Annotated in this window: 9 protein-coding genes and 1 pseudogene; all 10 read right to left on the reverse strand. The window is 67.0% G+C overall.

What is annotated here, in order from left to right; all coding sequences use genetic code 11:
- Positions 1-1,012: pseudogene (locus A0U87_RS25270) on the reverse strand (carboxypeptidase regulatory-like domain-containing protein); the annotation flags it as partial.
- Positions 1,009-3,108 (reverse strand): DUF4175 family protein, encoded by a 2,100-nt coding sequence (locus tag A0U87_RS25275; protein WP_048937651.1) that lies wholly within the window; start codon positions 3,106-3,108, stop codon positions 1,009-1,011. The pseudogene A0U87_RS25270 and the gene A0U87_RS25275, both read right to left, overlap by 4 nt.
- Positions 3,105-4,268, reverse strand: a complete 1,164-nt coding sequence (locus tag A0U87_RS25280) for a BatA domain-containing protein (protein ID WP_137406115.1) — start codon at positions 4,266-4,268, stop codon at positions 3,105-3,107. Before A0U87_RS25280 ends, A0U87_RS25275 begins: the two co-directional genes overlap by 4 nt.
- Complete coding sequence (locus tag A0U87_RS25285; RefSeq protein WP_048937653.1) at positions 4,265-5,158, reverse strand: DUF58 domain-containing protein; 894 nt, start codon at positions 5,156-5,158, stop codon at positions 4,265-4,267. The genes A0U87_RS25280 and A0U87_RS25285 overlap by 4 nt, the downstream gene beginning before the upstream one ends.
- A 15-nt stretch (positions 5,159-5,173) precedes the next feature.
- Positions 5,174-6,163, reverse strand: a complete 990-nt coding sequence (locus A0U87_RS25290; protein WP_048937654.1) for a MoxR family ATPase — start codon at positions 6,161-6,163, stop codon at positions 5,174-5,176.
- A gap of 168 nt (positions 6,164-6,331) precedes the next feature.
- Complete coding sequence (locus A0U87_RS25295) at positions 6,332-7,027, reverse strand: DUF4159 domain-containing protein (protein WP_048937671.1); 696 nt, start codon at positions 7,025-7,027, stop codon at positions 6,332-6,334.
- 167 nt (positions 7,028-7,194) lie between these two features.
- Positions 7,195-8,529 (reverse strand): TldD/PmbA family protein, encoded by a 1,335-nt coding sequence (locus A0U87_RS25300; protein WP_010335921.1) that lies wholly within the window; start codon positions 8,527-8,529, stop codon positions 7,195-7,197.
- A 20-nt stretch (positions 8,530-8,549) separates the two neighbouring features.
- Positions 8,550-10,184, reverse strand: coding sequence for a TldD/PmbA family protein (locus A0U87_RS25305; protein ID WP_048937655.1), 1,635 nt, complete (start codon positions 10,182-10,184; stop codon positions 8,550-8,552).
- Between the two features lie 282 nt (positions 10,185-10,466).
- Complete coding sequence (locus A0U87_RS25310) at positions 10,467-11,150, reverse strand: Fe2+-dependent dioxygenase (RefSeq protein ID WP_010335919.1); 684 nt, start codon at positions 11,148-11,150, stop codon at positions 10,467-10,469.
- An 83-nt stretch (positions 11,151-11,233) separates the two neighbouring features.
- Entirely contained in the window at positions 11,234-12,001 is a 768-nt protein-coding gene (locus tag A0U87_RS25315) for an energy transducer TonB (RefSeq protein ID WP_048937656.1), read from the reverse strand.
- Positions 12,002-12,143 lie beyond the last annotated feature (142 nt).

The following is a 12,143-nucleotide window of genomic DNA, read 5'->3' on the forward strand; positions in this document are numbered from 1 at the left end:
GCAGCGCGCCGTCGGCCGGGCCGCTGCCGCGTAGCAGCAGGCCCATGCCGCCGCGCACCGCTTCCAGCACCGCGCCGCGTCCGCCGCCCAGACCGGCCCAGGCGCGGTCATCGGCGACCAGCAGGTCATAGCGACGCAGGCTGGCGGCATTGATCGCCACCGGTGCGTCGCCCAGCGCAATGCCGCCGCCCGCGCTCATGTTGACGGTGACGGCATAGCCAGCGTCGATCGCCCAGCGGCGCAGATATTTGACCTCCGGCCCCGGCGCGCCGGCTAGGATCAGCAGACGCGGCGCGGCATCGCCCTCGATCCGCAGCGGCACCACCGTCTGTTCGACCAGCCCGCCATCGGCACGGCGCAGGCGCAGGGTGAATTCGGCGGTGCCGGCGGCGCGCGCGGTCCCGATCAGGTTGAAGCGGCCATCGGCATCCACAGCGGCAGCATCAGTGACGCGCCCGGCGGGATCGAGCAGTTCGACCTGCGCCTTGGAGAGGCCGGCCACCTGTCCACCCACGGCGAAGGTTGCGCCCGGCGCGATCCGGTCAGGCCGGGCTAGCGCGATCAGTCCTGCGGCGGCGGCCGGCGGCGTATAATCGATCGCGAGCCCCTTAGCCGCATCGCGGTCGCGGGCGACGAGGCCCTGCCCCAGGATGACGAGGCGGCGCATGTCGGGATAGCGGCGGAGCGCGGTCGCCAGATCCGGCACCGCCTGCGCGCCCGCCACCTCCGGCGCTTCGGGCAGCGCGACCAGATGCGCGCCCTTGCCGGCCGAGGCGAAGCGCGAACTGCCCTGGGTCGCGACGGTCAGCGTGCCGCCTGCCACCGGCAGCGCGGGTGGAAACAGGCCGAAATAGAGGAGCAGCGCGACGACCGGCTGGAGCAACAGCAGGGCCGCGAGGCGCCAGGGCCGTGCGCCAAGATTACCGGCCGAACGCTGCCACAGCAGCAGCCTTGCCCAGCCGACCAGCACGGCCGCGCCGAGGAGCAGCGCGGTGATGAACTGCGCGTTCATGGTCGTCCCCCGATCGCGCCGAGATAGCGCGCGCCGGCAGCGTCGGAAGGCCGCCGCCGCGCCACGCCGCCCTGCGGCCGCTCCATCGCCATCCACAATTGCGCGCGCAGCTTGTCGCGACAGGAAGCGCAGCCCGGATCGCGCCGCACGGCGTCGATCGCGCCGCTCAATGCCAGCGGATCGGGCAGGCGCGCGGCGTTGGTCCGCGCCCAGCCCTCCAGCGCGCCGAGCGACACCGGCCCCTGCGCCAGCCCACGCCAGGCGGCTGCAGCCGGGCCATCATCGCCCTCGAGCGCGACCAGCGGCTCGAAATTGCCGGCAATCCCCTCGCGCTTGCCGCTCATGCGCCGGGCGGGATCGATCGGCGGCAGTTCCGGGCCGACGCGCGACAGGAAGATGCGGGTCGCCTGCTGCACTTCCTTGATGAAGCGCAGCGCCTTGTAGGCGAACGGCAGGGCCAGGTCCGGTCGGCCCTGCTTCAACTGCATTTCCGACTGCCACATTTCATCGACCGCCTGTTTCAGGATCGCGCGGGTTTCCGGGTCCAGGCTGGAGGCAGGCGATTCATCGTGCGGATGGCCGAATTCGGCGAGCACATCCTCCTTCTCGCCAAAGACATTGGGCGCCGCGACCGGCGGACCATGGTCGTGGCCGTCCCCCTCGCCATGGCCATCCGCATCGGCGGTCGGCAGGCTGGGCTCGCCTTCGCTCTCGCCACCCAGAAACTGGCTGTAGCGGCCGCGCAGGATTTTCTGGTCGTTGCCGATGCCGTTGGATTGCGACAGATATTTGTCGGCCGACAGGCTGCGCTTGCGCTTCAGCAGCGCCTCGGCATCGATGATGATCTGGCGCTGGCTGCGGAAATAGGCCGGCAAGGTGGTGTTGACCATGCCCTGCAGGCCGCCGCTCTCGGGGGCCTTGGCCGCGGGCCAGCGCAAGATGACGCTGGGGCCGCGCACCTCCTGCGGCGATGGCGCGCGATTGTCGCGCACGATGATCTGCACCACCATGTCGCCACCGGCCGAAAAGCCAAGCGCGCCGAAATCGAGGCTCGGGGCAAAGCGCCGGTCGCGCGCCGGGCCGGAGCCGGACACGGCAATCTCGCGTTCGGTGAAGCGGATATTCTCCCCCTCGCCGATCGCCAAAGTGATGCGCAGCCGGGCGGTGGCGGCAACGCCATAATCGTCGGTCGCGGCGAAGACGGGCGTCCAGCTACGCTGGCCCGGCGCCACCATATTGAGGCTGGCGGCGGGCGCGATCAGCTTCACCTGCGGCAGCGCATCGGCGACGCCATCGATCCGGTGCAGCGGCGGCAGCGGGCCGCGCCCGGATGCCGGGTCGACGCGATAGAGGAAGGAGGCATCGAGCGTGCGGCTGGCGATCCAGTGATCGCCATCGCGGCGCAGCGCAATGCCCGCCCCGCCCAGCGGCAGCAGCGCGGGCGCGCTTGCCTGCGGGTCGAAGCGGAAGGTCCATTCGAGCCGTGACCCGAGCGGCGCGCGCGCATCGAGCTTCGCCTCGTCGCGCAGCGGCAGGCCGGTATAAGCGGGCGGAATGATGCGCATATTCTGGGCGACCAGACGCGGGATACCGGGCTTTGCGGCGATGCCCTCGGCAGCGGGTGCCAGCACGACGGGTTTGTCGCTACCGCGCGGCCAGAACAGCAGGGCCACGATGCCGAGCAGGGCCACGGTCCAGAGTGCCAAGATCGCGCGGCGCGACCAGTCCGGCGCCAGATCCTGCGGCACGCCCTGCCCTAGCCGCTGGTCAAGGCGGGATCGTTGCAGCCGCTGCAGCGGCCCCAAGCCCTGCGGATCGGCGAAGATCAGCGCGCTGCTATCCTCCAGATCGGCGCGGCTGGCGTCGAGGCGGCGGACCAGCCAGGCCTGGTCGAAGCGCCGGGCGCGACGGATGATGAGGGCGCCGAGCAGGCCGGCGCCGAGCAGCAGCAGGATTGCGGCCGGCACAAGTCCGGTCAAGCGCCAGACCAGCGCACTCGCCAGCAGCAGGATCGGCAGGCCGAGCAACAGCGTGTCGAGCCGCGCGCGCCGGCGGCTGGGCGTCAGCCAGGTCGAGAGCAGGGCATCGGCGCTCATGGCGCGATCGCCCGGTTGCGGCTGGTGGCGAACCAGCGTTCGACCAGCAGCAGCGCCGCGATCAGCAGCGCCAGCCAAGGGCGCAGCTCGGCCGGCGGTTGCGGATAGGCGCGTCCGCCGGTGAGTGGCGCATAGGCGGCGGCATCGGCACGCTGCGACGCCATGCTGGGCTGCTGGATCAGCGCGCGCAGACGGGCGGGGAAGTCGGCCTCCAGCAATTGTGGCATCTGTGCCGGCTGTAATGGGCGGGTGAAGCGGAGCAGGCGGCCCTTGCCGATCGGCATGACCTCCACCAGCGGCCGGGCAAGATCATCCTGCCACAGGGGTGCGAGCGTCGTGCCCTGGGGCAGCAGCGCATCGGATGCGACGATCGCCTGCCCGCCCTGCGCAATCCACCCCTGCAGCGCTTCCGGCAGACTGCCCGCGCTCATCCAGAACAAGATCTTGTCCGACGGCGGCAGTGCGGCGTTGAGCGGGCCGCTGTCGACATCGGCCGGCTTGCCTGCGGGTTGCCAGGCAAGTGCAGCGGCATTGAGGTAACGCACTCCGGCAGCATGGCCCGCGTCGGCGCGGATCGCGATCGACGGCACCTTCACCGGCATCGGCTTGCCCGCCGGCATCGCGCCGGGGACGATGCGCCAGTCGACCTTGCGCGACAGGCGCGGCCGCTCCGCATCGGCGCCCTGGATCATCTGCGGCACGATGATGGTGAGCGGCGCGCCCTGCGGCAGGTCCGCGTCCAGCTGGCGCATCAGACTGCCGAGCGGGATGGCTTCGGCCGTGATCGGCTTGCCCGGTTCGACGCGGGGATAGCCGGGCGCCAGCCAATGTGCCCTGCCCTCGGCCAGCGCCTTGTCATCCACCGCCGCCGGATCGACGCCGGGCGTCAGCGCCACATAAGCCTGCTTGCTCGCCGCGCCGAACAGCACCGGATGGGCCAGCCACAGCACGACCAGCGCCAGCAGGGCGAGGCGCAGGGCGAGCAACAGCCATTCGTCGAACCGTAGCCGGGACCGGGGCTTGGGCTTCTGCCGCAGCCAGCGCAGCGCGGCGAAATCGGTCGGCAATTGCTCGCTGCGCCGGGCGATATGGATCGCGAGCGGGATCAGCAGCGCCAGCAGGCCGGCCAGCGCGGCGGGGAGCAGCAAGGCGGGCGTCATGAATATTCGGCCGCGTCATGGGCGCCGAACAGGCGGCGCAGCGGCATATCGATCGGCTCGTCCAGCACATGGGTCGCACGGCGGATGCCGACCGCATCGAGACGCGCATGCAACTCCGCCCGCGCCTCGCCGAAGCGGCGCAGAAATTCGGCGCGCAGCGCGGCGCCGTCGCCCAGCAGTTCCTCGCCGGTTTCCGAGTCGCGGAAGCGATAGCCGCCGTCGAACGGGAAATCGCGTTCACCCACGGTCAGCATCTCGATCACCAGAACCTCGCGCCCGGCCGCCGACAGCTTCTCGACCAGATCGATCGCGCCCGGCTCAAAACAATCGCTGAGCAAAATCACCAGATCATGCGCGCCGATCCGTTCCCAGACCGGCCCCAATTGCGCTTCGACGGCAAAGCCCCCTTCGGCCCGTAGCGGGAGCATGTCGAGCAGCAGCCGGTCGCGCTGGCGCAGGCCGGTGGCGGGCGGCAACAGCCGCAGCCCAGCGTCGGACAGCGCCATCCAGCCGAAACGATCGCCCTGCTGCATCGCCAGTTCGGCGATGCTGGCAGCAATCCCCTTGGCCGCATCTAGACGGCCATAATCGGGGCGACCGGCGTCCGCCTGCCCCATCGAGGCGCTGGCATCGGTCAATATCCAGACCGCGACCGGGCTTTCCCGTTCGGCCTCGCGGACGAAGAATTTGTCCGACCGGGCATAGAGTTTCCAGTCGATCTGGCGCAGCTCGTCGCCCGGCTCATAGGCACGATATTGCGCGAACTCCAGGCCCGCTCCCCGGCTATGGCTGTGATGCAGGCCCAGCCCATGCGATCCCACCGCCCGGCGCGTGAGCAGGCGCAGGCTTTTGAGCCGGCTGCGCACATCTGGGGGAATGAAATCGGCCATGGCGTTGTGTCCGGATCAGCCGAGCGGCACGGCGCGGACGAGCGCGGCGACGACATCGTCGGCGCTCTTCCCTTCGGCTTCGGCGGCGAAGGACAGCAGCAGGCGGTGGCGCATCACCGGCCCGGCCAGCGCGACGATATCCTCGCGCGTCGCCGCCAGACGGCCCTGCAGCAGCGCACGCGCCTTGGCCGCCAGGATCAGCGACTGGCCGGCACGTGGCCCCGCGCCCCATTTCACATATTTGCGGATCTCGTCCGGCGCGCCCTCGCCGGGACGGCTGGCGCGCACGATCCGCGTCACCCAGCGCAGCAGATCCTCGCCGAAATGCACGTCGCGCACCAGCTTCTGCAGCGCCAGCACCTCCTCGCCCTGCATCACCGCCGGCACCGCGCCCGGCTTGGCGCCGGTGGTCTGGGCGAGAATGTCATGCTCTTCCTGCTCGGTCGGATAATCGACGCGGACATGGAGGAGGAAGCGGTCCAGCTGCGCCTCAGGCAGCGGATAGGTGCCGGCCTGTTCCAGCGGGTTCTGCGTCGCCAGCACGAAGAAGGGCGATGGCAGCTGATAGGTGGTGCCGCCATAGCTGACGGTCCGTTCCTGCATCGCCTCCAGCAGCGCCGCCTGGGTCTTGGGTGGGGTGCGGTTGAGTTCGTCGGCGAGCAGCAGGTTGGTGAAGACCGGCCCCTTCTGGAAGCGGAAGCTGCGATGGCCGGTGCCATGATCCTCCTCCAGCAATTCGGTGCCGAGAATGTCACTGGGCATCAGGTCGGGAGTGAACTGTACCCGGCGGAAGTCGAGCTTCAGCGCCTCGCCGAGCGAGCGGACCAGCAATGTCTTGCCCAGGCCCGGCACCCCTTCGAGCAGGCAATGGCCGCCGGCGAGCAGGCCGATCAGCAACTGCTCGACCACGGCCCCCTGCCCCACGATCGCCTGGCCGATCGCCGCGCGCAATTCGCCCAGGCGCGCCAGTTTCTGCTGGATTTCCGCTTCGCTGATATCGGTCATTCCTGTTTCCTTATTGTCGGCTTTCGGCCACCAAATTCCTCCCCTGCAAGGGGAGGTGGCAGGCCGCAGGCCTGACGGAGGGGGGGCCCCCTCACGATAGCTTCACACCCCTCCACCGGCTTCGCCGGTCCCCCTCCCCTTCACAGGGGAGGAATGATGACGCCACCGTCACGACGACAGCGCATACATCACGATATTGACCGCGAACTTGGTATTATCCTCGGCCAGGAAGCGCTTGTTGCGCCAGTCATAGTCCCACTCGCAGCCATAATCCTTGTTGCTGTAGAGAACGCCCAGGCGGCCATTGACCTCTATACCCTTGAGATAATCATGGACCAGATCGTCGCCCCAGCCATTCAGCTCCAGCGCGGTATTGGGCGGCCCGTCGAACTTGAAGAAGCTGCGATAGACCGGATGGGTCTTTGGCAGCGTCTTCAAGCCTTTGGGGCCGAAAATCTTGGCCATCTGCGCCTCGAACGAGCGGGCGAACAGGCCGTCTATGTCATGGTTGCAATCATCCACCAGGACGAAGCCGCCATTGCGGACATAGCGCTCGAAATTGCGCCGCTCGGCCTCCGAAAATTCGACCAGCTTGTGCCCCGCCATGTAGCAGAAGGGCGCGGTCAGCATCTTCGGGTCCGAAAGGGCGATGGCATGCTCCTTCGGATCGACCCGCAGCGTCGTATAATCGATCAGCGAGGTGATGAGGTTGGACGGCATGCGCTGGTCGACATCCCAGTCGCCCGAGTCATAGCGCAGCCGCGTGAACCAGAAATCATAGCCTCCCGCGGCGGCAAGCGGACGGGCCAGCATTGCGCCAGCCAGACCGCCCGCCATCAACCGAAGAAACTCGCCGCGTGTCATCACATCCAATCACATAGGGATTTGCATGATCCTCCCCTGGAAGGGGAGGTGGCTGGCGAAGCCAGACGGAGGGGTGTCCCGCTATCGATAGGGTGACACCCCCCCACCATTGCTTCGCAATGGTCCCCCTCCCCTTCACAGGGGAGGATCATGCACAGCTCAAACCGTCACACCGCGTCCGACAGCGAGGTGAAGGTGAAGTCGCGCAGCTTCATCGGCGGCACGACGATATTCATCGACACTTCGTCCGGCGGCACGCGGACCGGGCGACCCAGCTCTTCGACATTGTTGAGCATGATCACCGGGCTTTCGTTGAACCGGAAATTCTTGATCGGATATTTAATCTGGCCGTTCTCGACATAGAAGGTGCCGTCGCGGGTCAGGCCGGTCAGCAGCACGGTCTGCGGGTCGACCATGCGGATATACCAGGTGCGGGTGACGAGCACGCCGCGCTCGGTCGAGCGGACCAGGTCGGCGGTGGTCTTGGTGCCGCCGGTCATCAATATATTGCCCATCTGACCGATCGCAGGCTTGCCCTGCTTGCTCGCCCAGTAGCGGCTGTAGTTAAGGTTGGTGACCTTGCCGTCCTTGACCATGTCGACGCGCTGGCGCGCGAGGCCATCATCGTCCCAGGGCAGGCAGGGCGCGACCGGATCCCATGGGTCGGTGTAGAAATTGACCTGCGGCCCGAACACCTGTTCGCCCAGCTTGTTGCCGCCGCCCTTCTTCGACAGGAAGCTGCGGCCCTCGTCCGCCTCGCGCGCGCCGAAGAAATAGAACATGAAGCCGATCAGGCCGGCGGCCGCCATCGGTTCCAGGATCACGGTATATTTGCCCGGCTCCAGCGCCTTCGCCTCGGACGAGGCCGATGCCTTGCGCATCGCGATCTGGATATCGCTGTCCGCTTTGAAGCGGGTGGCGTCCTGCGTGTCGGTGCCGACCCAGCCGGAACCCCGGCCATCCTCGGTCCGGACGGTGCAGGTATAATCCAGCATGGTCGAGCGCTGATAGCCGAAATTGCCCTTGCTGTTGGCGATCGCGACGAAGCTCTGATTATCCTCCAGATAGCCGGCCGCGATCAGCTTCTGCGACTTGCAGGCGGTGATCGAGGTCGACGCCACCTGGGCGCGATATTCGGGCGTAATGTCGGCGGTCGACTGAGCGAAGGTCGGGCTGGCCTTGTAAGCCTGCCTGTCCACCGCCGGCATGAATTCCGGATTGTCCGGGGCCAGATTGGCCAGCGTTTCGGCCCGGCGCACCACCCGTTCCAGCGAGGCGTCGTCAAACTGGTTGATGGTGGCGGTGCCGACCTTCTTGCCATAGGCGACCTGGACCGCCAGTTCGATATCGTCGGTGAGGCCCGCGGTCGACACGTCGTTGCGGGCAAAGCGGATATTGCCCTGGATCTTGCCGGTTAGTTGCGCGGTGCACTCGTCGGCCTTCGACAGGGCGACGACCTTGGTCAGGATGGCCTTGGCCTGCGCTTCGGTAAGGATGCTCATTTTTCTGTCTCCCTAAGCGATCAGCCGAGCGAACGCGCGGTGTTGATGACGTTGATACCGTTGAAGCGCGCGGTCGAAGACCCGTGCGACACGGCGGAGACCTGGGCCGGCTGGCCCTTGCCGTCGAAGAAGGAGCCACCCAGGCGATAGTCGCTCTGGTCGCAGACGCCGACGCAGGCATTCCAGAATTCCGGGGTGCGGATCTGGTAGGCGACATCCTCGATCTGCTGGGTAATCTTGCCGTTCTTGATCTCGTAGAAGAGCTGGCCGCCAAACTGGGCGTTGTAGCGCTGCTGGTCGATCGAGAAGCTGCCGTCGCCAATGATGTAGATGCCGTCCTCGACACCGGAAATCATGTCCGCGACACTCTGCTTGGTCTTGCCCGGTTCCAGGCTGACATTGGCCATGCGCTGGAACTGCACATTGGACCAGCTGTCGGCATAGGCGCAGCCGTCCGATTCCTTCTTGCCTTCGATATGGGCCTGGTCACGGATTGCCTGATAGCCGACCAGCTTGCCGTCGCGGATCAGATCCCACTTCTTGGTCTTCACGCCTTCGTCATCATAGGCGACGGCGCCCAGGCTGCCGGGCTGGACCTTGTCGGCGACGATGTTCACCTTGTCGCTGCCATATTGGAAATGGGCCTGCAGCTTGTCCATCGTGGCGAAGCTGGTGCCGGCATAATTGGCTTCATAGCCCAGCACGCGGTCCAGTTCGAGCGGATGGCCGACGGATTCGTGGATGGTCAGCCAGGTGTGCGACGGGTCGAGCACCAGGTCATATTTGCCCGGCTTGACCGACGGCGCCTTGAGCTTCGCGCGCGCCTGCTTGGCGGCGGCGATCGCGTCTTCCTTCATGTCATAGCTGTTGCCATAGACGGTGACGCCATTGGGCAGCATGGTCTTGCCGCTGGCGGCGCCGTCGAGATATTCGAAGCCCAGGCCCATCGGCGAGGACAGCCCCTCACGCGTGCGGAACTTGCCGCTGGTCTTGTCGACCGCAGTGACCGTCATCGGTGCCCAGATGCGGTGGACATCCTGGTCGATATAGCTGCCATCGGTGCTGGCGAAATATTTCTGCTCATTGACCAGGAACAGGATCGAATTGACGAAGTCGGCGCCCGCTTCCATCGCGGCGGCGTTCACGCCCATCAGCAGGTCGACCTTGTCCTTGATCGGCACGGCCATGCTGTTCTTGACGATCGGCGTCTTCCAGCTGACCTCGCCCGCGCCCTTGACCGGGGCGAGCTGGACCGGCGCGCTCTGCTGCGGCGCATTGGCCTTGGCGATGGCGACTGCCTGCTGCGCAGCCTTGGCGACCGCTTCCTTGCTCAGCTCATTGGTGGCGGCAAAGCCCCAGGCGCCATTGGCGAGAACGCGGATGCCGACACCGGTGGATTCGGTGTTGACGATATTCTCGACATTCTTTTCGCGGGTGATGACGAACTGGCGCAGATAGCGGCCGACGCGCACGTCACAATAGCTGGCGCCGGCGCTCTTGGCCGCGTTCATCGCGGCGTCGGCCAGCCCCTTCTTGAAGCCGACATCGAGCGCGCTGTTCAGATCCTCTGCTGCAATGACCTTGCCGAAAAAGGACGGCAGGACAAGCCCGCCGACACCCATGGTGCCAAAGGCCAGGAAGTCGCGTCTATGCAAGATAGCCTCCACTGGAATGCCCGCAGATCGCGGGTCTGTCTTGTCGCGAAGGCCACCCCCTTGGCACCCCCCGCGTGAATGGCGCGGATCATTGCGAGCCGGACAGATGAGGTCAAACGGCTTTTCCGGGCGACAGGGCGTGGCATGCGGGGTTTCGACCAAAGGGCAACCAGCGCCGACGAACGACATGTGCGGCGAGCCAGCATCCGCACGCGCGGCGTGACGGCTATAGATTCGCTATAATTGCCAGTCAGTTAGCGATAGTCAAAACGGGCAGCAGGCTCAGGCGTCGGCCCAGCGGCGCAGCAGATTATGATAGACGCCGGTCAGGCGGATCACCTGCGCATCGTCATGGCCGCGATCGAGCGCCAGTTGCTGGATCGAACTGTCGAGATCGAACAGCATCTGGCGCGCGGCGTCGTCGCGGATCATCGACTGCATCCAGAAGAAGCTGGCGACGCGCCGGCCCTGCGTCACCGGTTCGACCCGATGCAGCGAGGAGGAGGGATAGAGCACCGCCTGCCCCGCCGGCAACTTCACCTGCTGCACGCCGAAATTAGTCTCGATCGTCAGTTCGCCACCCTCATAGCTTTCCGGCTCTTCCAGAAACACGGTGATCGACAGGTCGGACCGGACACGAAAGCCGGTGCCGGCCTGGATGCGCACGGCATTGTCGACATGGGTGCCGAACGCCTGCCCGCCGGCATAGCTGTTGAACAGAGGCGGAAAGATCTTGAGCGGCAGCGCTGCGGCGATGAACAGGGGCGATCGACCGAGTGCATCGAGGATCATCTGCCCCGCCTGGCGCGCTTCCGGCGCGCTTTCGGGCAATTGCAGGTTGCGCTTGGCGAGCGCCGACTGATGGCCGGAGGTGACATTGCCATCGACCCATTGCGCCGCATCGATCAGCGCGCGGATGTGGGCGACGCCGGCGGCATCGATCAGGTCGGGAATGACGATCAGCATGAAGGATACTCCGGGGCGGGATGGCCTGGGCCTGCGGTCGGGCGAGGCGCGCCGGTGAGGCGCTGTCTGTCAGGCCCTGTTTGTCAGGCCTTGTCGGTGCGGATGACGAAGGGGATTTCGACCACGCCCTTCACCCGCACGGCCTGACCGTCACGGACGATCGGGCGCCAGCGCCAATGCTTGACCGCATCGCGCGCGGCATCATCCAGTCGCGCGAAGCCGCTGCTGCGGGCGATGCCGATGCTCTCGACGCCACCGTCGGTGCCGACCACCAGCGCCAGCACGACCGTGCCCTGCTCGCGCTTGCGCCGGCTGTCGATCGGATAGCGGGGCGGCTTGCCCGACACCATCTGCGCGCCGATATCGCCGGCCTGCACGACCGAGGGCGCCGCAGCAGCCATGACCGGCGCGGCAGGTGCCGGCGGCGATGGCGGGGCCGACACCGCGACCGGCGATGGCGCGGGGACCGGATCGGGCGTGGTAGCGATCTGCACCGGCGGCACCGGCGTCTGGACGATCGGCGGCGGCGCCACGACCTGCGGCTGGGATGGCGGCGGCGGGGGCGCTTCGGCGGCGGGCGGTGGCGGGGGTGGCGACAGGTTCACCACCGTCAGCTTCGCCTCTTCGGCCCGGACGACATGATTGCGCACCTGGATCAGCGCGCCGATCAGCAGCGCATGCACGACCAGGATGGCGGCAATGGCGGGCAGGTTCGGACCGCGCCGGGCGCCATAGCGTTCGGCTGGAACAGCGATGGCACGCCCGCTGGCAACGGGCATCGGACGATCGTCACCGACATCGGCGAAATCGGTCGCATAGACCTCCGCCCTGCCCTGTGCCGCCTGCAGCATTGCCCGTCCTCCGTCCGTCAGCCTAGGTCCGCGATACAGCGGACCATAATGCGAATCAATTTCATTCGCAGCGCCCTAGCCTATTTCGCCCCGGCGCAGAAGTGCGGAAGAAACGCTATAGCAATAAGGGAAAGAGGCGGGA

It is taken from the genome of Sphingobium sp. MP9-4, from assembly GCF_005281675.1.
Taxonomy (GTDB): Bacteria; Pseudomonadota; Alphaproteobacteria; order Sphingomonadales; family Sphingomonadaceae; genus Sphingobium; species Sphingobium yanoikuyae.